This is a genomic window from Methylotuvimicrobium buryatense (genome assembly GCF_005931095.1).
GTDB classification, from domain to species: Bacteria; Pseudomonadota; Gammaproteobacteria; order Methylococcales; family Methylomonadaceae; genus Methylotuvimicrobium; species Methylotuvimicrobium buryatense.
The window spans coordinates 569,608-593,596 of the sequence record NZ_CP035467.1 but is presented as its reverse complement, the minus strand read 5'-3'; the positions used below and the strand labels follow the sequence as shown (position 1 = coordinate 593,596).

Annotated in this window: 19 protein-coding genes, 2 tRNA genes and 2 rRNA genes; 9 read left to right on the top strand and 14 right to left on the bottom strand. The window is 48.1% G+C overall.

What is annotated here, in order from left to right:
- Positions 1–18: 18 nt before the first annotated feature.
- The 5 genes from EQU24_RS02750 to tyrS all read right to left on the bottom strand — a co-directional run bounded on the left by EQU24_RS02750 (position 19) and on the right by tyrS (position 6,628).
- Positions 19–2,914 (bottom strand): 23S ribosomal RNA (locus tag EQU24_RS02750).
- A gap of 316 nt (positions 2,915–3,230) precedes the next feature.
- Positions 3,231–3,306 (bottom strand) — tRNA-Ala (locus EQU24_RS02745).
- Between the two features lie 71 nt (positions 3,307–3,377).
- Positions 3,378–3,454 (bottom strand) — tRNA-Ile (locus EQU24_RS02740).
- Positions 3,455–3,521: 67 nt separating this feature from the next.
- Positions 3,522–5,056: ribosomal RNA gene (locus EQU24_RS02735) — 16S ribosomal RNA — on the bottom strand.
- Together the 16S and 23S rRNA genes with 2 tRNA genes alongside form the textbook arrangement of a ribosomal RNA operon.
- Positions 5,057–5,434: 378 nt before the next feature.
- Complete coding sequence (tyrS, locus tag EQU24_RS02730; protein ID WP_017840966.1) at positions 5,435–6,628, bottom strand: tyrosine--tRNA ligase; 1,194 nt, start codon at positions 6,626–6,628, stop codon at positions 5,435–5,437.
- A gap of 149 nt (positions 6,629–6,777) precedes the next feature.
- Between tyrS and EQU24_RS02725 the strand changes: the two genes are divergently transcribed.
- The gene (locus tag EQU24_RS02725) at positions 6,778–8,085 is read left to right on the top strand and encodes an OapA family protein (RefSeq protein WP_017840967.1); all 1,308 of its coding nucleotides are present in this window, start codon (positions 6,778–6,780) and stop codon (positions 8,083–8,085) included.
- An 18-nt stretch (positions 8,086–8,103) separates the two neighbouring features.
- Complete coding sequence (locus EQU24_RS02720; protein ID WP_017840968.1) at positions 8,104–9,234, top strand: anhydro-N-acetylmuramic acid kinase; 1,131 nt, start codon at positions 8,104–8,106, stop codon at positions 9,232–9,234.
- On the opposite strand, the gene erpA is transcribed toward EQU24_RS02720, so the two are convergent.
- Positions 9,220–9,552 (bottom strand): iron-sulfur cluster insertion protein ErpA, encoded by a 333-nt coding sequence (erpA, locus tag EQU24_RS02715; RefSeq protein ID WP_017840969.1) that lies wholly within the window; start codon positions 9,550–9,552, stop codon positions 9,220–9,222. The genes EQU24_RS02720 and erpA overlap by 15 nt on opposite strands.
- A gap of 66 nt (positions 9,553–9,618) precedes the next feature.
- On the bottom strand, positions 9,619–10,650 hold the full coding sequence (argC, locus tag EQU24_RS02710; protein WP_017840970.1) for an N-acetyl-gamma-glutamyl-phosphate reductase: 1,032 nt from the start codon (positions 10,648–10,650) through the stop codon (positions 9,619–9,621).
- 344 nt (positions 10,651–10,994) lie between these two features.
- Between argC and EQU24_RS22225 the strand changes: the two genes are divergently transcribed.
- On the top strand, positions 10,995–11,147 hold the full coding sequence (locus EQU24_RS22225; protein WP_017840971.1) for a hypothetical protein: 153 nt from the start codon (positions 10,995–10,997) through the stop codon (positions 11,145–11,147).
- Between the two features lie 139 nt (positions 11,148–11,286).
- Here the strand turns inward: EQU24_RS22225 and EQU24_RS02705 are convergent, their stop codons facing one another.
- On the bottom strand, positions 11,287–13,905 hold the full coding sequence (locus EQU24_RS02705) for a TonB-dependent receptor domain-containing protein (RefSeq protein ID WP_017840972.1): 2,619 nt from the start codon (positions 13,903–13,905) through the stop codon (positions 11,287–11,289).
- 384 nt (positions 13,906–14,289) lie between these two features.
- Here EQU24_RS02705 and EQU24_RS22220 point away from each other — a divergent pair, with 384 nt between their 5' ends.
- The gene (locus tag EQU24_RS22220) at positions 14,290–14,427 is read left to right on the top strand and encodes a hypothetical protein (protein ID WP_175421641.1); all 138 of its coding nucleotides are present in this window, start codon (positions 14,290–14,292) and stop codon (positions 14,425–14,427) included.
- Here the strand turns inward: EQU24_RS22220 and EQU24_RS02700 are convergent.
- Complete coding sequence (locus EQU24_RS02700) at positions 14,409–15,638, bottom strand: LLM class flavin-dependent oxidoreductase (protein ID WP_175421655.1); 1,230 nt, start codon at positions 15,636–15,638, stop codon at positions 14,409–14,411. The genes EQU24_RS22220 and EQU24_RS02700 overlap by 19 nt on opposite strands.
- A 66-nt stretch (positions 15,639–15,704) precedes the next feature.
- Here EQU24_RS02700 and EQU24_RS02695 point away from each other — a divergent pair, with 66 nt between their 5' ends.
- Positions 15,705–15,986 (top strand): hypothetical protein, encoded by a 282-nt coding sequence (locus tag EQU24_RS02695; RefSeq protein WP_017840974.1) that lies wholly within the window; start codon positions 15,705–15,707, stop codon positions 15,984–15,986.
- Positions 15,987–16,152: 166 nt separating this feature from the next.
- On the opposite strand, the gene EQU24_RS02690 is transcribed toward EQU24_RS02695, so the two are convergent.
- From EQU24_RS02690 to EQU24_RS02675, 4 genes are read right to left on the bottom strand one after another with little or no spacing between them, the layout of a single operon-like run.
- Positions 16,153–17,091, bottom strand: a complete 939-nt coding sequence (locus EQU24_RS02690; RefSeq protein ID WP_017840975.1) for a divergent polysaccharide deacetylase family protein — start codon at positions 17,089–17,091, stop codon at positions 16,153–16,155.
- Between the two features lie 15 nt (positions 17,092–17,106).
- Positions 17,107–18,423 (bottom strand): S41 family peptidase, encoded by a 1,317-nt coding sequence (locus tag EQU24_RS02685; protein ID WP_017840976.1) that lies wholly within the window; start codon positions 18,421–18,423, stop codon positions 17,107–17,109.
- Positions 18,424–18,469: 46 nt separating this feature from the next.
- Positions 18,470–19,663, bottom strand: coding sequence for a murein hydrolase activator EnvC family protein (locus EQU24_RS02680; RefSeq protein ID WP_017840977.1), 1,194 nt, complete (start codon positions 19,661–19,663; stop codon positions 18,470–18,472).
- A complete protein-coding gene (locus EQU24_RS02675; protein WP_017840978.1) occupies positions 19,656–20,012 on the bottom strand; it encodes a hypothetical protein in 357 nt (118 codons plus the stop codon). The genes EQU24_RS02680 and EQU24_RS02675 overlap by 8 nt, the downstream gene beginning before the upstream one ends.
- Positions 20,013–20,857: 845 nt before the next feature.
- Between EQU24_RS02675 and EQU24_RS02670 the strand changes: the two genes are divergently transcribed.
- The 4 genes from EQU24_RS02670 (at position 20,858) to EQU24_RS02655 (ending at position 23,207) form a co-directional block, all read left to right on the top strand.
- A complete protein-coding gene (locus tag EQU24_RS02670; RefSeq protein ID WP_014146945.1) occupies positions 20,858–21,172 on the top strand; it encodes an ArsR/SmtB family transcription factor in 315 nt (104 codons plus the stop codon).
- A gap of 55 nt (positions 21,173–21,227) precedes the next feature.
- Positions 21,228–21,668 (top strand): rhodanese-like domain-containing protein, encoded by a 441-nt coding sequence (locus EQU24_RS02665; RefSeq protein ID WP_017840979.1) that lies wholly within the window; start codon positions 21,228–21,230, stop codon positions 21,666–21,668.
- Between the two features lie 63 nt (positions 21,669–21,731).
- Positions 21,732–22,202 carry a protein-export chaperone SecB gene (secB, locus tag EQU24_RS02660; protein ID WP_017840980.1) on the top strand — a complete coding sequence of 157 codons (471 nt, stop codon included), beginning with the start codon at positions 21,732–21,734 and terminating at the stop codon, positions 22,200–22,202.
- 6 nt (positions 22,203–22,208) lie between these two features.
- On the top strand, positions 22,209–23,207 hold the full coding sequence (locus EQU24_RS02655; RefSeq protein WP_017840981.1) for an NAD(P)H-dependent glycerol-3-phosphate dehydrogenase: 999 nt from the start codon (positions 22,209–22,211) through the stop codon (positions 23,205–23,207).
- Between the two features lie 308 nt (positions 23,208–23,515).
- Here EQU24_RS02655 and trmL read toward each other — a convergent pair whose 3' ends face one another.
- A complete protein-coding gene (trmL, locus tag EQU24_RS02650; RefSeq protein ID WP_017840982.1) occupies positions 23,516–23,986 on the bottom strand; it encodes a tRNA (uridine(34)/cytosine(34)/5-carboxymethylaminomethyluridine(34)-2'-O)-methyltransferase TrmL in 471 nt (156 codons plus the stop codon).
- Positions 23,987–23,989: the final 3 nt, after the last annotated feature.

Sequence of the window (23,989 nt, the reverse complement as noted above, 5' to 3'; positions counted from 1 at the left end):
AAACCGATTGGGTGTTATATGGTCAAGCCTCACGGGCAATTAGTATCAGTTAGCTTCATGTGTTACCACACTTCCACACCTGACCTATCAACCTGATCGTCTCTCAGGGCCCTTCAGGGGACTCATGGTCCCAGTGAGATCTCATCTTGGGAGAGGCTTCCCGCTTAGATGCTTTCAGCGGTTATCCCGTCCGAACATAGCTACCCGGCAATGCCATTGGCATGACAACCGGAACACCAGAGGTTCGTCCACTCCGGTCCTCTCGTACTAGGAGCAGCTTCCCTCAAATCTCAAACGCCCACGGCAGATAGGGACCGAACTGTCTCACGACGTTCTGAACCCAGCTCGCGTACCACTTTAAATGGCGAACAGCCATACCCTTAGGACCTGCTTCAGCCCTAGGATGTGATGAGCCGACATCGAGGTGCCAAACACCGCCGTCGATATGAACTCTTGGGCGGTATCAGCCTGTTATCCCCGGAGTACCTTTTATCCGTTGAGCGATGGCCCTTCCATTCAGAACCACCGGATCACTAAGACCTACTTTCGTACCTGCTCGACTTGTCCGTCTCGCAGTCAAGCGTGCTTTTGCCTTTACACTCATCGCATGATTTCCGACCATGCTGAGCACACCTTCGTGCTCCTCCGTTACTCTTTGGGAGGAGACCGCCCCAGTCAAACTACCCACCAGACACTGTCCCCAATCCAGATTATGGACCTAGGTTAGAACTTCAAACATACCAGGGTGGTATTTCAAGGTTGGCTCCACACCAACTGGCGTTGATGCTTCACAGCCTCCCACCTATCCTACACAAATAGGTTCAAAGTCCAGTGTCAAGCTATAGTAAAGGTTCACGGGGTCTTTCCGTCTAGCCGCGGGTACACTGCATCTTCACAGCGATTTCAATTTCACTGAGTCTCGGGTGGAGACAGTGTGGCCATCGTTACGCCATTCGTGCAGGTCGGAACTTACCCGACAAGGAATTTCGCTACCTTAGGACCGTTATAGTTACGGCCGCCGTTTACCGGGGCTTCGATCAAGAGCTTCTCCGAAGATAACCCCATCAATTAACCTTCCGGCACCGGGCAGGCGTCACACCCTATACGTCCACTTTCGTGTTTGCAGAGTGCTATGTTTTTGCTAAACAGTCGCAGCCACCAGTTTAATGCTACCCTCTTGGGCTCCATCCGCAAGGGACTTCACCTACCAAGGGCGTACCTTCTCCCGAAGTTACGGTACCATTTTGCCTAGTTCCTTCACCCGAGTTCTCTCAAGCGCCTTAGAATTCTCATCCCACCCACCTGTGTCGGTTTAGGGTACGGCCGCAGATAACCTGAAGCTTAGAGGTTTTTCTTGGAAGCAGGGCATCAATCACTTCGTCTCCCCAAGGGGACACTCGTCATCACGTCTCAGAATTATGGAACCGGATTTGCCTAATTCCACTCCCTACTCGCTTAAACTGCCTATTCCAACAGACAGCTGACCTAGCCTTCTCCGTCACCCCATCGCAGTTACCTCCGGTACAGGAATATTAACCTGTTTTCCATCGACTACGCCTTTCGGCCTCGCCTTAGGTGCCGACTAACCCTGCGTCGATTAGCGTTGCGCAGGAAACCTTGGGTTTTCGGCGTGGGGGTTTTTCACCCCCATTATCGTTACTCATGTCAGCATTCGCACTTCTGATACCTCCAGCCGACTTCTCAATCGACCTTCGCAGGCGTACAGAACGCTCCTCTACCACCTTACTTACGTAAGATCCGTAGCTTCGGTACTATGCTTAGCCCCGGTGAATCTTCCGCGCAAGCCGACTCGACCAGTGAGCTATTACGCTTTCTTTAAAGGATGGCTGCTTCTAAGCCAACCTCCTGGCTGTCTGGGCCTTCTCACATCGTTTCCCACTGAGCATAGATTTGGGGACCTTAGCTGACGGTCTGGGCTGTTTCCCTTTTCACGACGGACCTTATCACCCGCCGTGTGTCTCCCGTGCTCGCACTTGTTGGTATTCGGAGTTTGCATCGGGTTGGTAAGTCGAGATGACCCCCTAGCCGAAACAGTGCTCTACCCCCAACAGTGATACACGAGGCGCTACCTAAATAGCTTTCGAGGAGAACCAGCTATCTCCGAGCTTGATTAGCCTTTCACTCCGATCCACAACTCATCCGAATCCTTTTCAACGGATCCCGGTTCGGCCCTCCAGTTAGTATTACCCAACCTTCAGCCTGGTCATGGATAGATCGCCCGGTTTCGGGTCTAATCCCAGCGACTATGACGCCCTATTCAGACTCGCTTTCGCTACGCCTCCCCTATTCGGTTAAGCTTGCCACTGAGATTAAGTCGCTGACCCATTATACAAAAGGTACGCAGTCACCCATCCGAAGACAGGCTCCTACTGCTTGTACGCATACGGTTTCAGGTTCTATTTCACTCCCCTCTCCGGGGTTCTTTTCGCCTTTCCCTCACGGTACTGGTTCACTATCGGTCGATAAGGAGTATTTAGCCTTGGAGGATGGTCCCCCCATATTCAGACAAGGTTTCACGTGCCCCGTCCTACTCGTTTTCACACTCAGCAAATTTTCGTATACGCGGCTATCACGCTGTATCGCCAGACTTTCCAGACTGTTCTACTAATTTGCTCAATGCTTAAGGGCTGCTCCCCGTTCGCTCGCCGCTACTAAGGGAATCTCGGTTGATTTCTTTTCCTCCGGGTACTTAGATGTTTCAGTTCCCCGGGTTCGCCTCCTTAAGCTATGTATTCACTTAAGGATAATCAGGTTGTCCTGATTGGGTTGCCCCATTCGGAAATCCGCGGATCAAAGTTAGTTTGCAAACTCCCCGCGGCTTATCGCATGCTACTACGTCCTTCCTCGCCTCTTATCGCCTAGGCATCCACCGTATGCGCTTATTCACTTGACCATATAACCCCAATAAGTCTGACGTTATACGGATCAGCTGACATTTTCGCTTTCTGCTTGAGAACTCATTCAGTTCACGTTCGGTTCCGCCTATTTTAATCGCTCCCCTTGCCTTTCGACACGGGCGCTTCTAAACTCGACTTCTCCGTCTGTGTACATGAACTTGTTATTTGTATCTTCTTAGTTTAAATTGCTTTAAACGCTGAATTTACAGTGTACAGATTTCCAAATTGTTAAAGAGCTATTACTGACGTTGTTGTTTCGTCACCAATGCTATACAGTCTTTTCGGGTGTTCGCCGTTAAAACTGTATAGCATTGGTGGAGCCAGGGAGGATCGAACTCCCGACCTCCTGCGTGCAAGGCAGGCGCTCTCCCAGCTGAGCTATGGCCCCTTGGGGGGTCGTGCAAACCAGGCAGTGCTAGCTTGACGGGTGGTCCTTCCGCTTCCAGGCTTGCGCCGCGTTGGTGGGCCTGGGAGGATTTGAACCTCCGACCTCACCCTTATCAGGGGTGCGCTCTAACCAACTGAGCTACAGGCCCAGGCTCGTGACGTCTTCGATCAAAATAATTTGTTGTGGGTACTTATGACGAACGCTTGCTGTCTTTGTAAGGAGGTGATCCAGCCCCAGGTTCCCCTAGGGCTACCTTGTTACGACTTCACCCCAGTCATGAATCACAAAGTGGTAAGCGCCCTCCCGAAGGTTAAACTACCTACTTCTTTTGCAACCCACTCCCATGGTGTGACGGGCGGTGTGTACAAGGCCCGGGAACGTATTCACCGCGACATTCTGATTCGCGATTACTAGCGATTCCGACTTCATGCAGTCGAGTTGCAGACTGCAATCCGGACTAGGACCGGCTTTCTGGGATTTGCTTACTCTCGCAAGTTCGCTGCCCTCTGTACCGGCCATTGTAGCACGTGTGTAGCCCTACCCATAAGGGCCATGATGACTTGACGTCGTCCCCACCTTCCTCCGGTTTATCACCGGCAGTCTCCCTAGAGTTCCCAGCTTGACCTGTTGGCAACTAAGGATAAGGGTTGCGCTCGTTACGGGACTTAACCCAACATCTCACGACACGAGCTGACGACAGCCATGCAGCACCTGTCTCAGAGTTCCCGAAGGCACTCCACTATCTCTAACAGATTCTCTGGATGTCAAGGGTAGGTAAGGTTCTTCGCGTTGCATCGAATTAAACCACATGCTCCACCGCTTGTGCGGGCCCCCGTCAATTCATTTGAGTTTTAACCTTGCGGCCGTACTCCCCAGGCGGTCAACTTAATGCGTTAGCTGCACCACTAAGTCTCAATAAAGACCCAACGGCTAGTTGACATCGTTTACGGCGTGGACTACCAGGGTATCTAATCCTGTTTGCTACCCACGCTTTCGTACCTCAGCGTCAGTTTTAGGCCAGAGAGCCGCCTTCGCCACTGGTGTTCCTTCCGATCTCTACGCATTTCACCGCTACACCGGAAATTCCACTCTCCTCTCCTAAACTCTAGCTGCCCAGTATCAAATGCCGTTCCCAGGTTAAGCCCGGGGCTTTCACATCTGACTTAAACAGCCGCCTACGCACGCTTTACGCCCAGTAATTCCGATTAACGCTCGCACCCTCCGTATTACCGCGGCTGCTGGCACGGAGTTAGCCGGTGCTTCTTCTATAGGTAATGTCAAGGCATCGGGTATTCGCCAACGCTTTTTCCTCCCTATTGAAAGTGCTTTACAACCCTCAGGCCTTCTTCACACACGCGGTATTGCTGGATCAGGCTTGCGCCCATTGTCCAATATTCCCCACTGCTGCCTCCCGTAGGAGTCTGGGCCGTGTCTCAGTCCCAGTGTGGCTGATCGTCCTCTCAGACCAGCTATGGATCGTCGCCTTGGTAGGCCTTTACCCTACCAACTAGCTAATCCAACGCAGGCTCATCTGATAGCGCGAGGTCCGAAGATCCCCCGCTTTCCCCCTCAGGGCGTATGCGGTATTAGCGTGAGTTTCCCCACGTTGTCCCCCACTACCAGGCAGATTCCTACGCGTTACTCACCCGTCCGCCACTCGTCGGCTCCCGAAGGACCGTTACCGTTCGACTTGCATGTGTTAAGCATACCGCCAGCGTTCAATCTGAGCCATGATCAAACTCTTCAGTTTAATATGGTTTGTGACTAAATAAGATCAGTCACCAATCTTGGCTCGACTAAGAATTAAACGTAATCTACTTGAATTAACGTGTTGTTCTTGCGTCGAATAGCTTTAACCGCTAAGCTACCCGCCACAAGCACCCACACAAATTATTTTGATCTGCTTGTTAAAGAGCTGGAAGACTTTCTCTCCCGTTGAGCCCGCCTATTATACAGAGGCAAAACTCAATGTCAAACTTTATTTTCAATCTCTTTCCCCGTCGTTCCGCTGTTTCGCGGCGGGAAAGACGAGCATTATACAGCAACACACCAACCCGTCAAGAGTTTATTTTGCTTTTTTCCAAATAAAGACAGCTCACCCGCCAGCAATAAACTCTAACCATTTTATTTAACTAACTATTTTGACTCTAGCAAACTTCCTTTTACCCACCTGATAAACATGCTCAGACCCTTTTGCGACATACAATTTATTGTCAGAGACCTTTTCACCGTCTATCTTAACTGCGCCTTGCTTAATCATACGCAGAGATTCCGACGTACTCCCGGTCAATCCGGCATCCTTTAATAAATTCGCAATCGGATATCCTTCATCCATCGAAGCAAGCGTCAATTCCTCCATTTCTTCCGGCATCTGCCCCTTTTGAAATCTAGCTTCGAAATTTTCCAAGGCTTTTTGTGCAGCCGATAAACCATGGAATCTTTCAATTATTTCCTGGGCCAAGCTGACCTTACAGTCTCTCGGATTAGCACCTTCCTGACATTGCGCCCGCCAACGATTGATTTCATCAACCGACCTGAAGCTCAATAATTCGAAATAGCGCCACATCAATTCGTCGGAAATTGACATGATTTTTCCGAACATATCATCCGGGGCATCCGCGACACCTATATAGTTATTGAGTGATTTGGACATTTTCTGGACACCATCCAAACCTTCCAAGATCGGCATAGTCATGACGACTTGAGGTTTTTGCCCATATATCTCCTGCAATTGCCTTCCTACCAGCAGATTGAATTTTTGATCGGTACCTCCCAACTCGACATCGGCCTTCATCGCAACCGAATCATATCCCTGTATTAATGGATATAAAAATTCATGTATCGCGATCGGCTGCCCGCCTTTATAGCGCTTACTGAAATCATCTCTTTCGAGCATTCTTGCCACGGTATGCTTTGCGGCCAATTGAATTAATTCAGCCGGAGTCATCGCATTCATCCAACTCGAATTGAATAAGACCAAAGTCTTGGAAGGATCAAGTATCTTGAAAACCTGTTCCTCATAAGTCTTGGCATTTTCAATGACCTCATCACGCGTCAGAGGTTTGCGCGTTACGTTCTTTCCGGTCGGATCCCCGATCATGCCTGTAAAATCGCCAATCAAGAACAAGACTTCATGCCCGTAGTCTTGAAATTGCCTTAATTTATTGATCAGTACGGTATGCCCAAGATGCAAATCAGGAGCGGTTGGATCAAAACCAGCCTTGATTCTGAGCGGACGCCCTTCCTCCAGTTTTTTCATCAATTCAGATTCAACCAGAATTTCCTCGGTTCCTCTGGAAAGATACTTCAATTGATCTTGCAATTTAGCCTCCTTTTAAGAAAACATTAATCTAACTGTAATACTGTTGCATTGACGTGGCAAAATATTCTCAGTATATCAGCTATAATTACAGATAAAACTACTTCTCACCCCCAACTTTACTGAACACTTCCACTATCGCATAAAGACTCGTGAAAAATAGAATTTATAAATCCTTGTTTTTAGGAATCAGCTCCGCTGTCGTTGCAAGTGCTAGCTATGCACTTATCACCCCTGAAAGCAAAGTCAGATCGGCCGACATAAACGCCTTTACCAATAATGTTTTTTTAATCGGAACAAATAATCCGTTTAACGATAACCTCGCGTTTAAATTCGACGATCTCGGCGAATCATCCGATTTCAGGTCAATCGAACATATTATTGAAAGAGGCGAAAATCTTTCCACGATCTTTTCCAAACTCCACCTAAATAAATCCGATCTACATCAGATTATTCATGCCAACGAAGCAGGCCGTGAGTTTGCAATGATTTCCTCCGGCAAGACACTTCAAGTCAAAACGACACAGAGCGGTGAACTGACCGAAATTTCATACCAAAAAAGCCCAATTGAAACCGTCAAAGCTGTACGCGAAAACGACACATTCAATGTCGAGATTTCGAGCAAAACCACCGAAACAACAATCGCCAGAACCGTCGGCACCATTCGTAACTCTTTGTTTTACGATGGAAAGCGCGCAGGGTTGAGCGACAAATTGATACTACAACTCGCCAACATCTTTGCTTTCGATATCGACTTTGCATTAGATATCAAAGAAAACGATACCTTTTCTGTCGTCTATGAAAAACATATTGCGGAAGGCGAAGAAGTCGGTTCCGGCAATATTCTTGCTGCCGAATTCAATAATCATGGCAAGGTTTATCGTGCCGTCCGTTTTCAGGAGAATTCCGGCTCCGCACAATATTATCGACCCAATGGCGAAGGTTTACGTAAAGCCTTTGTACGAACGCCGGTCGACTTTATCCGTATCAGCTCACCTTTCAATTTAAAGCGCAAGCATCCTATCTTAAATAGAATCCGCGCTCACAAAGGTGTTGATTATGCGGCCAAGACCGGAACTCCGGTAAAAGTGACCGGCGATGGAAAAATACAATTCTTAGGAAGGCAAAACGGTTACGGACGCGTGATCATCGTCCAACATGATGACAACCGCTACAGCACACTTTATGCTCATCTCTCGGCATTCAATAACCGCTTCAAGCAAGGAGGCACTGTAAAGCAAGGCGATATTATCGGCTATGTCGGTCAATCCGGCTTGGCTAGCGGCCCTCATCTGCACTACGAATTCAGAGTAAACGGTGAACATCGCGATCCGTTATCGGTAGCCTTGCCAAACTCGATGCCGATCAGCCCTTCTTTGCTGGAAAAATTCAAAGCCGATACGAAGCCTCTCATAGCACAACTGGACCAAGCAAGAAACAGCTTACTTGCACAGAAGTAACGGGGCATCACAATTTCAATGACCGAGCTCTATATTGGCTTAATGTCTGGGACCAGCATCGACGGCATCGATGCTGGTCTTGTCGATTTTAGTAGCGGCCACCCTGAGTTCATCGCCTTCGAATACCACCCTTTTCCTGACCGGATCAGAACCGAGCTGACTGAAATTACTTCTTGCGATCATCCTGTTCTGCTAAAAAATATCGGCAAGCTTGACTCGCAACTGGGTAGTTTATTCGCACAAAGCGCACAGCGTTTAATCGCTAAAGCTGGCTTTTCTGCTTCAGATATCGCTGCAATCGGCAGTCACGGTCACACCCTTTTCCATGCACCAGAGCCGAACACCCCTTTTTGCCTACAAATCGGCGATCCCAACATCATCGCACAAGTCACAGGGATTACTACCGTAGCCGATTTTCGCCGTCGTGATATAGCCGCCGGAGGACAAGGCGCGCCTCTCGTTCCGGCTTTCCATCAAGCTTTATTCGGCTGCCCAAGTGAAAACCGTGTGATCGCCAATATCGGCGGCATTGCCAATATAACGATTTTGCCAAAAGACTCGTCGAAACCTGTCATAGGTTTCGATACCGGGCCCGGCAATACATTAATGGATACATGGATAAAAAAACATCAAGAAAGTCATTTCGACCATAACGGAAACTGGGCCAGAACAGGTCAAGTCAATAAGCGCCTGCTCTCGCAGCTAAAAGCCGACTATTATTTTAAGAGCACAGCACCCAAAAGCACGGGGAAAGAATATTTTTCACTGGCTTGGCTAACTAAACACCTCCGCGAGTTCTCGGAACAAAAACCGGAAGATGTCCAGGCATGCTTATGCCAATTAACAGCAGAAACCATTTGCGACGGGATCCGCGATTATGCCCCTTGTACAGACAAAGTATTAGTTTGCGGGGGCGGCGCGCGCAATAGCTATTTATTGGAAAAACTGCAGGACAATTTGAATTGTCCCGTATTATCGACCGAAGAGTACCATTTACATCCCGATCATGTGGAAGCAATTGCTTTTGCTTGGTTAGCCAGACAGACCATGAATAGCCTGCCCGGCAACCTTATGTCGGTTACCGGTGCAAAACAGCCGGTAATTCTGGGAGGAATCTATCCCGGGCGCGCCGCATTATGCGGAAAATGACGATCCGCAACCGCAAGTCGTAGTCGCGTTAGGGTTGCGTATCACAAACTGAGCGCCGGAAATATCTTCCTTGTAATCGATTTCGGCACCCGTTAAGTATTGAATGCTCATCGAATCGATCAAAACCGTCACGCCGCCGTTTTCGACTTGCGTATCATCTTCATTTACTTCCTCATCAAACGTAAAGCCGTACTGAAAGCCCGAGCAGCCTCCACCCGACACATAAACTCTCAACTTGAGATTGTCGTTGCCTTCCTCGGCAATTAAATCGCCGACTTTCGCAGCGGCGCTATCGGTAAAAATAATTGGTTCAGCCATAAAGTTTCTACTATCGAAATTAAAAAGTTATCAAAGTATGACAATCCCTAGTGTTTTAGTCAAGATTTAAGGATAAAGCGCAGGAATCCTCAGCCCCTCAGCTTCATCAAAACCGAACATTAAATTCATATTTTGCAACGCTTGCCCGGAAGCCCCTTTTACCAGATTATCAATCACGGATAACACCACCAACATCCGCTCCCCTTGGGGCTGATGAACGGCAATTTGACAAACATTGCCGCCCCTAACATTGCGGGTATCCGGGTGCGATCCATAAGGCAACACATCGACAAACGGCTCGTTGATATAGCGTTGTTCATAAAGTGCTTGAACGGCTTCTCCGTCTTCTAGCAATGGCGCATACAAGGTGGCATGAATACCTCGTATCATCGGTATTAGATGAGGAACAAAAGTCAAACCTACAGACCTTTTAGCGATCCTCTCCAAACCCTGGATTACTTCGGGTAAATGACGATGACCGTTTGCCGCATAAGCTTTAAAACTCTCGCCGGCTTCACTCATCAAGGTCGTCAATTGCGCTTTTCGCCCGGCACCGCTAACACCGGACTTAACATCGGCAACCAACCGATCGACCTCGACCAAGCCTTGCTCAATCAACGGCAAAAAACCTAATTGCACAGCAGTCGGATAACAACCCGGGCACGCAATCAAATTAGCATTTTTGATCGCTTCGCGGTTGACCTCCGGCAAACCGTAAACGGCTTGTTCGATCAGATCAGGGCAGGCATGCTCCATGCCGTACCATTTTTCCCATTGTTTTGGATCTTTCAAACGAAAATCAGCCGACAAATCGATGACTTTGACACCCCGCGCCATCAATTGTTCAGCCATCAACATGGCAGTACCGTTCGGCGTCGCAAAAAATACCGCATCGCAATCAGATAATCTCTCGACTTCCGGGGCGCTAAAAACCGTATCGATAAAACCGCGCAAACTCGGATACACTTCATCGACTCTTTTGCCCGCATCATTTCTCGATGTCACGACAGAGACCTCGACTTTCTTATGTAAAGCCAAGAGCCGCAGCAACTCCACACCCGTATAACCGGTGCCTCCAACAATACCTACCCGTACCATCAACTTACCTCACCCGATTGATCTGAAAATTAAATCATTGTGCCAATTTCATCATATATACACTTCGCGCTTCAAATTTAGGCATTTCCGCATGGAAGTACCAGGCCGTTAGGATTTCGTCCTGGAGCTATGAGCTTTGTCGAAGGTTCGTTAACTCGCTTGACAGGACGCCGTGAATACATTCCTGTGCTTGACCGAGGCTCCCTGCCGGCGACACCTGTCGATCAAGTTACCAAACACCCCATAAAATAGGGAAGTTATCTTCGACCAAATCCTTAGGCAGATTCACTCGGTTCTAAAAATTGACCAGACAGTGTATATCCAACAACGAAATCGGCTTGTTAATGGCTGACATTTTACAGGATATCTGTTTCGGTTCAGTCGAAATTATTTTTCATGAAGAATGGGCATATACCTTTCGTACTTTAAATTTCGGCGATACTGAAGGAGGGACAGGCATGAATGCTGGCATAGAGGAGCTTACAGGAATGTATTAACGGCGTCCTTTGCGGGTTACCCCGGTGCCGAATTTTGATCTGCGATAGGTATAATTCGCGCAGTTGAACGAGAAGGATCGAAATCAATGCGTTTTTCAAGCAGCCGATTTTCTCATTTTTTTGCGCTTTCGAATCCGAGTCAAAAATTCGCGGTTACGCTCATTCTGAAACTGACTGGTTCGACGGGATGAAAATGGATGTCTTCTACAGGGGTTGTCTCACCTCGCATTTGCGATTCGTAGTAGTAGTCGATTGCGCTGTCTTTGCGGTCGAGGATATTGAACACTTCGGCCTGCACGGTCCAGGTCTTATCGAAACGGTAACCGAGCATCGCCGATAACAAAACCGTCGAATCCGAACGGGCGCTGTTGTCTTCAATCAACGGTCTCGGTCCGAAATAACGCAACCTTGGGCCGCCGAAGAAACCGCCGTAAATATCGTGAACCGTGGCACCGGTTGCGATCACGCTTTCAATCGCACCGGGAATACGATCGCCGGCCGGATCGTTACCGCGAAAACGCGCTTTCGAAAAACTGAAATCGGCATCGAAGGTCAGCCAATCGGTCGGCGAATAATAATTCGCCCATTCGACGCCAAAACGGCGGCTCGGACGGCTAGTTTCGGTCGTTCCCGCATCGCCGACAAACAACAATTCGGAATCGATATCGAGCCACCAAACCGACAGCGTACTTTGCAATCCTTTAAACCAGGTCGTGCGCAGCCCCCCTTCGGCTCCGTAAGTACGAACCAACGGCACGGCGCGTTTGATCGGGTTACCGCCTCCATCGACGGTATCGCCGCTCACAGGATCGACACGCTGATTGATACCGCGCGCATCGTTACTGTGAAAACCGAGACCGCCGTTCAGGTAAAGCTCGGTATCCGCCCAAGGCCCGAATACGATACCGGCTTTCGGACTAACGATGCCGTCGGTACGCGTACCGTTGTTTTCGGACCGGTTACTGTCGGATACGTCGAATTGAAAGCCGTCGAAACGAACGCCCAATTGCGTTCTCAGCCAGGATGTCCAGCGGGTCTTGTTTTCGAAATACGGACTGACATTGGTCACGCGCACATCGTCGCTGCGAACGATATCCCACTGCTGCCGCGCCTCGGTCAACAGCAAACCGTTACGGATCGAGTCGTTTCTCACCTGCAGACCGATTGTGCTATCGGAGTCGAAAGCGCCGATTTTATGAAAAAACGTGTGGCTTGCGTTCAGACCGGATGTCCAGCGCTTATCGGGCTGAGCGAATTGGTCGCCGCGGTCTGGATCTTCGAGAAAATAGGTAAAGTTCGAGTACAGATCGAGTTCATGATAAATTCCGTAAACCGTCAGTTTGGATGCCGACGCCTCGTCTTGACGATGCCATTCGCCGGTGATGCTGTATCGCCGACTGCTGCCGCCGTCGGTTGGATCGAGCGTGCCGAAACGCCCGATCGTTCTGGAGTCGACCGCGCGCCGGGGGATTTGGTCGGTCGCGTTCCAGTCGGCTTTATAGGCCATAGCGGTAACGCTCCAGCCTGAGCTTTCATACTCTTGACTGTAGCGAAGCAAGCCGTTGAATTTCAAATAATCGTTGCTGACCGTCCACGGCCCCCCGTTATGAACGATTTCGCCGCCATAAAGCAAATTGCCGTCACCGAGCCTGTGCGAACCGGCCGACAGCCCCCGATAATAATCGAAACTACCGCCGGTAAATCGAGCGATATGTCCGGGCAAGGTATTGGCATAGCGTATATCGGCGGCACCGGCACTGGAAAAGTCACCGTTTTCGGCGTAGTAATTGCCTTTTTGATAATGGATCGTGGCTATCAATTCGGGAATCAGAAAGTTGGTATCGGTCCAACCCTGACCGTGTGCGTGCGAAACTAAATTCACCGGCACGCCGTCGATCTTGGTTAAAAAATCGGTGCCGTGATCGAGATTGAAGCCTCTTAAAAAAAACTGATTCGATTTTCCTTCGCCGCTATGCTGCGATGCGATCAGGCCGGGCACCGTTTCGAGTATCTCGCCGGGCCGAATGATAGGCCGGTACTGCAGCTGCTCTTGCCCGACATTACCCTGCGATGCGCTGTCTGCGATACCGACCAAAGAATCGCCGCGTTCGGTCACAACCATCTTGGGAAGTAACTCCAACTGCATCGTTTCGGATTCGATATCCGAACCGCTATCTTCATCATCCGCAACCGCCTGTGCATGAACCGATGTCCCGAACACAGTTGCGAACGCCAAAACAGCCAAGCGCACCATTATGATGCCGGTACCGTGCAATAATAGTGTCGCGGTAACGAATCCCAAGGCAAACGACAACAAACCGGCCGAGGCCGGCATTTCTTGTCCGTGAGCGTAGCCGTGAAAAAATGCGAAAAACATCACGACCGAAATACTCGCAAGCGCCGGTACGCAAATTCTGCGCAAAACCAACAACCCGAACACCGCGACCGACAAAAGAATCATCGGCTCGACGCCCCAAACCGGCAGCCCTGCAACGCCGATTAGACCGCCAAGACACATCACACCGACAAATGCCAACGGCAATTGCCATACAGAGTTACCTTTAAGCTGCGAGGCCCAAATGCCGACAGCCAGCATCGTCAACAAATGATCCCAACCTTCAAGTGGATGACTGAAACCGCTAAGCCAACCGCTGCTGTCGATATCCTGGAGATGTGCTTTGGCACAAAGCGGAAACAACATCAACGGCAGACAAAACGACCACACGGTCCAAGCGGATTTCTTGAAAAGAAAATTCATTCTATACCTTTGTTATTAACAACCGTTTTCGAAAGTTATATCTTTGCTAGTCAAATTTCGGCACAGGGCGATCGGAGCCCCTCGACTGTTATACCCATCGTAGATCAAATTCGGCACCGGGAGCCCGTCAAAGGACGCCGTGAATACATCCATGTCGGCTCTATGCCAGCATCCATGCTGGCAAAGCCTTTACCGATCACCCCGGCGCCTCTTTAAGCATCGCCGAAATTTGAAGTGCGAAAGGTATATATACGGCACATCAACAACAGCAATTCCCAGTTTGAGCATTTTCGCCGATCTTAGGGTGTGGGGTATGCCTGTCGAGGAACGCCGTAAACCCATCCATGGGGGCTTGGCGGCAGCTAAGCGCCCAGGATGGTGTGAATGCAGATTTTGCAGGAGCAAAAATCTGCCCCTGCTGCCGACATCCTCGCCAAGCACACCCCACACCCTTTTTGGTCCCCAAATTGGGAATTGCTGCCATCAACAAAGCCGACGATTTTTCAGTATGAAAAGGAGTAAGATAACGAAAATTGAATCATTTGTTTTGCTAACTCATTGACCGGCCGTGACAACCCCAAATGATCGCGTAGTGTCGCTCCCTCGTATTCGGCACGGAATAAGTTTCGAAATTTCAATTCTGGAACGACTAGATCTACAAAATCGTCAAATCCTCCGGGGAAATATGGCGGTATGATAGCAAATCCGTCAGCGGCTTCGCCTATAAACCAATCCTCTAGCTGATCGGCAACTTGCGTTGCTGTGCCGATTACGACTCGATGATCGCAATCATTAAGCCTTCGAAATAGCACCGACTCGACTTCCATCAACTCTCTAATCGGTTCTATAGAGGCATTCCGGAAACCGTTATGATTGAACCATTCCGGTAATACTTGTTGCAGTCTAGATTCTGTAGTCCTTTCCCTGTCGAGTTCGGAATTAAACGACTCTAATCTTTTCTCCGATTGTCGTGACTCCTTGAGTAAATGATATTTTTCATGAGCAGCCTCGGTTGTCTCGGCAACAACAGGTACCACACACGACACAACTTTTAGCTGCGAAGGACACTTACCGAAATCAAGCGCTTTTTCTTTTAACTTGGAATAAAACAGCCTTGCCTGTTGTTCATTATTCTGTCGAACCAAAACCACTTCAGCACTCCGCGCCGCCAATTCAATATCCCTGTCGGATAAGATATTTTGAACCAGTACCGGTTGATCATAAGCGGTTCGTTCCATGCCTGCCGCATCCAACTTGTTGCTTTTATCGACAACCCCAAGTAAATCATTACTTCCATCTTCAACTTCCCACATTGCCCACAAAGAAGTTACTAAGTCGATATAATCGCGAGTTCGCTCCGTAAGAATATTTCGATCATTATTATTTTCCGTCCCGGGATTCCAACCGGCCCGCCCTCGACTGATATGAGCGAGGGAGGAAAAAGAACCTGCCAAGCCATAAGGATCAGAGTAGTCGCAACATGCCGGCGCCACCAAACCGATCCGATTGGTAACATGTGCCAACGAAATCAATAACTTTACCGATTCATCATCCTGAGAATGACAGAACAATGACTCATCGGAACGCATAAAGACTGCATCAAATTTAGCTTGCTCGGCCTTTACCGCAACACGCTGGCAATCTGAAAGATCCCAACCGCAGACACCCCGCCCCTGTCGTCGCCTATTCGACAAATGACTATTGCCCGTTGGTAAAAAAACGCCCAGTTTCATTTGCCGCATGAATGCCCAAGCCTCATCGTTATCAATCTCCTAACCCATTAATTAGACTGTAAACCGATGCTCCGCGAATCAACTACACCGGTTATTATCAATAGAGACAGCAAAGATAATGCCAGTATTTTTTTACCAGTTGATGACACCCTATGGAAGTTAGCAGTAACCGAGCATTTTGGCTTTATGGTATCTAAAATCGTCGCTTTAGCTCCATTTTACATGCCCCAATTTTGTGCCAAATACCTTATTTTGATTACCAACGACCATTTTCACATATCGCATTTCGGCGTTGAACTTATAAGGAGAGATGAGGGGTTGCCCAGGACGAACGAATTAAAACAATAATTATATCAATACGATATATGATTGCTTAGTGCATTCAGTCAATTTGATAAAGCTTATAGCACATCCCGGATGCCCGTTAGGCCGCGCCGAGTACTGGCAATTTTGCCGACAAGCCTCGACAAAGTCCCTAGCGTCAGGAAATCATTTATTGCAAAACCCATAATCATTAGAATAAATCAAACTCTCGGACCCGCAATTTTTCACTTACGGTTTGAACGCTTGGCTTTAAAGGTATTGATCTAATCCGTATCGACTTCTGTTGTCTTGTTTTCAAGGGTTCAATCGTTTTTTGCTCGGCTATTTGAACAGGCAATTTGCGCTGTTTAACCGGAAATGTCCGAGGAATGGGGTATTGCGGCAATAACACCGAAACTGGCACTAGTTCGACTCCGATTCGCTCCAAGTCCGACAATTTTTCCCGTAAAATCTTTAATGTGTTCACTCTCGGATGCCCAATTGCCACGGCATAACCGCGCCGTTTAGCGATCGAAATAAGCAACTCGAACTGCTCGCGGATCTTTGCTTCAGAATTCACATGATCCAAAAAAACATCCCGACTCAAAGCAGGGACTCGATGAGCATCCGCCACTTTTTTGGCTACCGACTGATCGGTCGTCACGCTGTCGACAAAATACAAAGCATCGGGCTTGCTCGCTAAGACCTCCATAAGCCAGCCCATTGTTACCGAATCACGCGTCAGGGCGCTGCCCATGTGATTATTGACCCCCGAAATACCCGGAACAGCCGCCAATTGCGCCGAAAACCGAAACACAACTTCATTGCGATCCAACGATACGGTTAGCCCGCCGGCCCCCACAGGTTTTTCGCTTAGTGCCTGCATTGGCGCATGTAACATAATTTCCTTACCGTGACGTGATGCCATTAATGCCAAACGCTTGGAATGCAAAGCAAACGGCAAAAACGAATATGTGATATTACCGGGCAATTCGATTGCGGCAGCACCGATTTCGAGACTATTGCCCATGTCGTCGATAATGATGGCGATGCGCGAACGTTCATTTAACTCTGCTGCGGCCGGATGCCAGACAATAAAAAACCCCGACATTCCAAAGATTAATAAACCGATGAAATGCCGGGGTCTCATGCGCCGATCGAAACGTTAATTCCGCAAAATTGCGATCCCTTTCAGCAGCATCAAAGCTTCATGAAGCGGATAATCGGTAATTTCCAATTTGCTTTTCTCTTGATCTTGCTCTGTATCCTTTGTCTCCGGTTTCTTTTTAGACCGGTTACCATTAGTTAAATGGCGCGACAAATCGGCTTCTTTAACCGGCTTAAAGTCAGGTCCCTCGACGGACTCCAGTTTAAAGCGGTCTAATTGTATATCCGGTTCGATGCCTTCGGCCTGAATAGAGCGTCCTGAAGGAGTAAAATAACGCGCGGTAGTCAACTTGACTGCCGCTCCGCCGCTGGTTGGCAGAACAGTTTGTACCGAACCTTTACCGAACGATTTCTCGCCCATAATTACCGCTCGCCGGTGATCCTGTAAAGCACCGGCTACGATTTCAGATGCCGAAGCGGATCCCGCATTGATCAATACCACAATAGGCGCGCCATCGAGCACATCGTCCGGAGAGGCATTAAAGCGCATCTCGGAATTTTCAATACGTCCTTCGGTGTATACGATAAGGCCTTTATCAAGAAAAGCATCGCTGACGTCAACGGCTGCATTCAGGACTCCACCGGGGTTATTGCGCAAATCTAACACCAACCCTTTCAATTTACCGGCGTTTTCCTTTTCCAACTCAGCAATGGCCTTGCGTAAACCTTCTCCGGTCTTAGATTGAAAGCTACTAATTCTAAGATAGCCGTAATCTTTTTCGAGAAGTCGGCTTCTTACACTTTTAACCTTGATAATGTCCCGAGTGATCTCAATTTTCAAAGGCGCTTCCTCGCCTTCGCGCATAATGGTCAATACTATTCTGCTACCCGGATCACCTCGCATCAATTTTACGGCATCACCCAGAGACATCCCTTTAACCGGTTGATCGTCTAAGCGGACAACCAAATCTCCGGCCCGCACTCCGGCTCGTTGAGCCGGCGTATCATCAATCGGCGATACGACTTTGACAAAACCGTTTTCCATCGTGACTTCAATGCCCAAACCGCCGAATTGTCCCGTTGTACCTTCTTGAAGCTCCTTGTACTGATCGCCGGTAAGGTAATCCGAATGCGGATCGAGCCCGATCAACATGCCGCGAATTGCATGTTCGAGCAACTGTTTGTCAGTTACCGGCTCGACATAATCGCGCTTGATGCGCCCAAAGATTTCGGTAAAGGTCCGAAGGTCCTCGAAAGGCAGCACCTCGGTCTCCGGCGATCGACTACCTCGCTCAGCAAGGACATTACCGCCAACGCTGATAAAAATGCCCAGGAACATTCCCAGAATCAAAACCCATAAACTTTTTTTCTGCATAGCCCTAAAAACTCCAAACTTCTGATTTCCGATTTAAATAAAACATTTATCCTGTGCGATCCTGATCTATTTTACGGCACCACCGAACCGGATCGACGGGCTTGCCATTCTTGCGTATACCAAAATACAGACCTGCCTTGCTTCTACCACCGCTTTTACCGACCGAGGCAATTACATCGCCTGGTGCGACTCGGTCGCCGACCGATTTATAAAGGCTTTGATTGAACGCATAGAGCGTCATATAACCATTACCGTGATCAATGATCGTCAACAAACCATAACCTCTTAACCAATCGGCGAATACTATCTTGCCAGCGGAAACCGCTCTTATTTCCGTACCTTCGCCCGCACCGATCAAAACTCCGTCCCAGCGACTTCCCAACCTAGGGCTACCGAATTTTTTCACTAATTGACCTTTAACAGGCCAAGGCAAGTCTCCTTGCGAGGATGCGAAAGGCTTAACAGGCCAATCGACCAGCTCTTGCTGCTTTATGACCGGTTTTCCCGGTTCCGGTTCAAACGGCTGTTTAATCGCCGCTTGTTGTAAGCCATTAACCAAATTTTGTAATCGAGCCTCACCTTCCCGCAATTGACTCAAACGAAGCTTACTGGAGGAATAATCTTTTTCCAGACGAGTTAGCAACTCTTTTCTTTGCAACCGGCTTCTGTCCAAAGCCTCTTGCTCGGTTTTTTTTAGCTGCAAGGTCTGCTCGAGTAATTGACTTTCCTTCAGATTTTCTCGTTCCAGCTCGTTGATATCCATGACTGCTTGCCCGATTCTTGCCAATTTCTCCAGCCGGGCTTTATTTAGATATTCATAATAAACCATAATACGACTGGATAAAGCCGGATCTTCCTGGTTAAGCATCAACTTCAACTTTTCTTTACGGCCCATCGCGTACGCGGCCTTAACTTGATGCCTTAGCCCTTCATTTTGCTCAGCAATTTCAAGTTGCAATAAACGCGTTTTTTCGCGCAAATCTTTAATTTTTCGTTGCTTGCTATCGATTTGGCCTTGCAATTGTTTCAGGGTTGCGACGGTCTTGCCATAATATTTTTCAATTTCCGCCAACTGAGTCAACAACGCGCCTTGCTCTTTTTCAATACGCTTTATATTTCGATTGACTGCATCGATTTCGGCTTGAATTTTAACCAAGTCCCGATTTTTTTCTTCCGCTACAATCTGATCAGATAAACCGCTCAGCGCCAAGCAAATAAAGCCGACGAAAATTTTATTCATAAAGCCCTTCAAGCCTCTGCAAAAATGAGGATCTTTCCGTCATGTCAAACGACTGCAGCATGCCAGTACTCGTTAACTTTGACAAAACCAAACCGGATGAGTAATCACCCTCTGGCAACAGCTGTAAAGCTTTATTCATTCTAAACAAATCCTGCGATGCAGAGCAGATGCAAACGGCACCCACAACTTCGGCTCTTATATTACCCAACGAACCAGCACTAAAGCCTACTACACTTCCCAAACATTTCAATAACGCCATCGGATATTCTTCTTTACGCAACCAATCCCTTAAGAAGACATTGATCTGTGCAATAACAATTTTCGCTCCCAACCTTTTGGCCGTAACCAACAGAAAACAAAAGAATCGATCGATTTACGCCTCAATAACATCTTTCTTTCAGCTCATTGGATAAATTGAAGTAGAATGAGTCACATTCGGTCACAAAAGACCAAGGAACGTGTATTTTATAACTCTCGCAATCGATAGATATTTTTGATCTTTTTCAAACAGATACATAGCTTAGCCTTAGCTTAACGTCTGTTTGCGCCCATTGAATACGAACTAAAATCATGGCGTCGGTTGCGTAACTTGTTCCATGCCCGTTTCTTATGGCGTGTTTGTCTTAATCGGTCAAAATGATTGAAAAGCTCAGCTCATTTTGTTAGATTTACCGGCTATTTTAATTTCACGGTTAATAGCTAGATCCGGTTTATCACTATATTATAGTAATACACGTTAGCGATTGTTGTGTATAAATATACTTCGTGCGGTCACATTTGCTGGTAGGCTGACGCGCTCTTTTGTCCGATAGCGGCCTTGCTTGCATGAATGTAGGCAAGAGGAGTGGCAGCTCTGTAAAAACAGTCATATTGCCTAGCTTAGGAACGAGCATGAAATAACTTAGACAACTGTTGGAGGGGGTTTGGTGGCTCGATGGACAGGTGTCGGCGGCAGGGATAGCCGCCGTCAAGCCTACATGGACGTATTCACAGCGTCCTGTCAAGCGAGTCACCAAACCGCCACAAAGCTTACTACTTGTATAAGTTACTTTGTGCATATTCCTTAACGCCTGTTTTATCACCTTGCTTTCGATCAAAAAAGCATTGCTGCAAAACCCAACACGATAACCGGCCGAAATATGATTCACGATACCCTGAGACCCCACTGCCTGATTTTTTAAGAATCGATACTCCATGGATCATGACGAAGATCATCTAATCAACAACGACGCGGAAATTGACCGGGCAGCCCGCTGTCTGAAAGCCATGTCCCACCCCCTTCGTTTGAAAATACTCTGCGTCCTCGGCAGCGAATCCATTAACGTTCAGGACATAGTCGAGCAAGTCGGAACCAGCCAAAGCAACATCTCTCAACATTTGTCGATTCTAAGAGAAAAAGGCATTTTAGGCTCAAAAAAAGAAGCCAACCGGGTTTTTTATTACATCGACGACGAACGCATGCTGAAACTCATTAAAATGATGCGTGACGTGTTTTGTACCACTTGCTAACTCAACCGTTTTTCCTTCACCTTAATTTCTAATCTTATTACCTTACCAATCACCAATGGATCGTTTAATAGAGTTCATCTTAAATCATTATTTATTGTCGCTGGCACTAGCGGTCGTCACCTTCCTGCTGATTCAAGATTTATTTGAGAGCATGTTCAATAAATTCAAAGCACTCTCCCCTTTATTGGCAGTCGTAAAAATGAATGCCAGCGACGCGATCATCATCGACGTTCGCGAGCCGCATGAATTTATTAAGGGCGCTATCGAAAATGCCGTCAACGTGCCGCTCGGTAAACTGGAAAGCCAACTTGGCGAACTCGCTCACCACACAGACCACCCGGTCATCGTTGTTTGTCAAACGGGAACGCGCTCCGTCCCTGCGTGCAAAACCTTAACTAAAGCCGGCTTTTCCGACGTTTACAACATCATCGGCGGCATGCAATCTTGGGAGGAAAACAAACTCCCTATTAAAATCGCCAGCAAAAACAAAAACTGATTTTCCCAGCTTTTTACAACATGAAGTTAGAATTTTTTTATTCCAAAAACAGGACTTAAACCCATGGCCGAAGAAAACAAGCCCGCAGAAAAGCATTTCTCGATTCAAAAGATTTATACCAAGGACATCTCGTTCGAAACACCGAATTCGCCGAAGATTTTTACCGAAAAATGGGAACCGAAAGTCGATTTCAATCTCGGCACTAACGTGCAAACCTTGGAAAACGATATGTATGAAGTTTCCTTATCCGTAACTGTAACGGTAAAATGCGGCGAATCAACCGCCTATTTGGTTGAAGTCTGCCAAGCCGGTATTTATGCCTTGAAGGGATTTAGCGAAGAAGAAATGGGCCCGATGGTCGGCAGCTTCTGCCCTAATATATTGTTCCCTTATGCACGCGAAGCTGTTTCGGATCTAGTAGCCAAAGGCGGTTTTCCTCAGTTGCTACTGGCCCCTGTCAATTTCGATGCACTCTATGCTCAGCACCTACAACAAATTAAACAACAAGCTCCCGGCTCAAATAAAGTCAACTAAGGACTCATGACCTCAACTATCAGCGTACTTGGTGCCGGCTCATGGGGCACCGCTTTGGCGATACAAGCAGCCCGAAACGGCTACCATACGCTGCTGTGGGGGCACGACCCAGCTCATATTAAAACACTTCAACAAAACAGAACCAATCAGCGTTACTTGCCCGGTTTTGTTTTTCCCAACACGCTTGAAACCTGCTCGGAACTTGCCGAAGCCGCGGCATTCAGCGACTTAATCCTTATTGCCGTTCCTAGTCATGCATTTAAAAACACGCTGATCAAACTACGTCGATTTACCGGCCATCAGGTACAAATCGCCTGGGCTACCAAAGGCTTCGCGCCAAACGACGGGTATTTGTTACATTATTCGGTCGAAAACATCTTTGCCAAAGAAACTCCGGCCGCCGTTTTATCGGGCCCGACTTTCGCACGAGAGGTCGCTGCCGATTTACCGACCGCAATTACGATCGCATCAAATCATACAGGCTTTGCCGATCAATTAACCCGAATTTTCCACAGCGCACGGTTCCGCACTTACACCAGCACCGACATGATCGGCGTGCAAACCGGCGGCGCGGTTAAAAACGTATTGGCAATCGCCTCGGGAATTGCCGATGGTCTGAATTTCGGCGCCAACACGCGTGCCGCGCTCATTACAAGGGGACTCCATGAAATAATCAGGCTCGGCTTAGAACTCGGCGGCCGACAAGAAACGTTCATGGGCCTTGCCGGACTCGGCGACCTGATTTTAACTTGTACCGACAACCAATCAAGAAACCGGCGTTTCGGACTCGCGCTCGGTCAAAACAAAGACCGTGCCGCGGCCAGGGAAGAAATCGACCAAGAAATCGAAGGCGTATCGGCTGCAAAAGAAACCTATTTACTCGCACAAACACACGGCATCGACATGCCGATTACCGAACAAACCTATAAGGTGCTCTATGAAAGCTTATCGCCGTTGGCTGCCGTGCAAAACCTATTAGACCGCGAATTAAAAGCCGAAAGCTAGCCAACCTTTTACAAATGCACTGCCGGCGGTCTATGATTTTGGAATGGTGAATGGTGAATGGTGAATGGTGAATGGTGAATGGTGAAAAGATTGTCAACTCCCTAATCCAAGTTTACAAGAGTAAATTGCACACTTTCCGCTTATTGGGTCTAAAACTTGAATCCGTCCGGAGAATCCCGAAACCCGCTCATCCATCAGCGCCTACAAGCAACGCGACTGCTTTTGATTGCGCTTTTTGAATGGGCTCTTTCAAAGTAATCATCGCTATCATTTTTATTGTGCCGGCACGGAGCGCATGCCAGACCCGCTTATTTGATTAACGCTCCGACAAACGACTGTTGCCGCCAGGCTTCATACAATACAATCGAAACGGTATTGGATAAATTTAAACTGCGACTATCGGGCTGCATCGGTAAATACAGTAATTTATCCCGTTCCATCGATGCCAAAACCGAGGCGGGAAGACCGCGCGATTCCGGTCCGAACAAAAACGCATCATTCGGCTCAAAGCCCACCTCACTATAGACTTTGCACCCCTTGGTTGATAACGCAAACAATCTTGGCGGTTTGCGTTGATCTACAAAATCGGCCAACGAACCGTAAACACAGACGTTTGCCCATTCATGATAATCCAAACCGGCCCGGCGCAGTTTTTTGTCATCCATATCAAAGCCCAACGGCTCAATTAAATGCAAACTCGCACCGGTATTGGCGCACAACCTAATGATATTACCGGAATTCGCCGGTATTTCAGGCTCATAGAGCACGATATCAAACATTAA

What these genes read in the sequence shown, in the direction of transcription:
- EQU24_RS22225 (WP_017840971.1), top strand. Translation starts at nt 10,995, where the DNA reads ATGGCTGACATTTTACAGGATATCTGTTTCGGTTCAGTCGAAATTATT.
- EQU24_RS02665 (WP_017840979.1), top strand. Translation starts at nt 21,228, where the DNA reads ATGGATCGTTTAATAGAGTTCATCTTAAATCATTATTTATTGTCGCTG.
- EQU24_RS02695 (WP_017840974.1), top strand. Translation starts at nt 15,705, where the DNA reads ATGCTCCGCGAATCAACTACACCGGTTATTATCAATAGAGACAGCAAA.
- EQU24_RS02680 (WP_017840977.1), bottom strand. Translation starts at nt 19,663, where the DNA reads ATGAATAAAATTTTCGTCGGCTTTATTTGCTTGGCGCTGAGCGGTTTA.
- secB (WP_017840980.1), top strand. Translation starts at nt 21,732, where the DNA reads ATGGCCGAAGAAAACAAGCCCGCAGAAAAGCATTTCTCGATTCAAAAG.
- EQU24_RS02700 (WP_175421655.1), bottom strand. Translation starts at nt 15,638, where the DNA reads ATGAAACTGGGCGTTTTTTTACCAACGGGCAATAGTCATTTGTCGAAT.
- EQU24_RS02705 (WP_017840972.1), bottom strand. Translation starts at nt 13,905, where the DNA reads ATGAATTTTCTTTTCAAGAAATCCGCTTGGACCGTGTGGTCGTTTTGT.
- EQU24_RS02655 (WP_017840981.1), top strand. Translation starts at nt 22,209, where the DNA reads ATGACCTCAACTATCAGCGTACTTGGTGCCGGCTCATGGGGCACCGCT.
- EQU24_RS02685 (WP_017840976.1), bottom strand. Translation starts at nt 18,423, where the DNA reads ATGCAGAAAAAAAGTTTATGGGTTTTGATTCTGGGAATGTTCCTGGGC.
- erpA (WP_017840969.1), bottom strand. Translation starts at nt 9,552, where the DNA reads ATGGCTGAACCAATTATTTTTACCGATAGCGCCGCTGCGAAAGTCGGC.
- argC (WP_017840970.1), bottom strand. Translation starts at nt 10,650, where the DNA reads ATGGTACGGGTAGGTATTGTTGGAGGCACCGGTTATACGGGTGTGGAG.
- EQU24_RS02720 (WP_017840968.1), top strand. Translation starts at nt 8,104, where the DNA reads ATGACCGAGCTCTATATTGGCTTAATGTCTGGGACCAGCATCGACGGC.
- trmL (WP_017840982.1), bottom strand. Translation starts at nt 23,986, where the DNA reads ATGTTTGATATCGTGCTCTATGAGCCTGAAATACCGGCGAATTCCGGT.
- EQU24_RS02690 (WP_017840975.1), bottom strand. Translation starts at nt 17,091, where the DNA reads ATGAGACCCCGGCATTTCATCGGTTTATTAATCTTTGGAATGTCGGGG.
- EQU24_RS22220 (WP_175421641.1), top strand. Translation starts at nt 14,290, where the DNA reads ATGCAGATTTTGCAGGAGCAAAAATCTGCCCCTGCTGCCGACATCCTC.
- EQU24_RS02670 (WP_014146945.1), top strand. Translation starts at nt 20,858, where the DNA reads ATGGATCATGACGAAGATCATCTAATCAACAACGACGCGGAAATTGAC.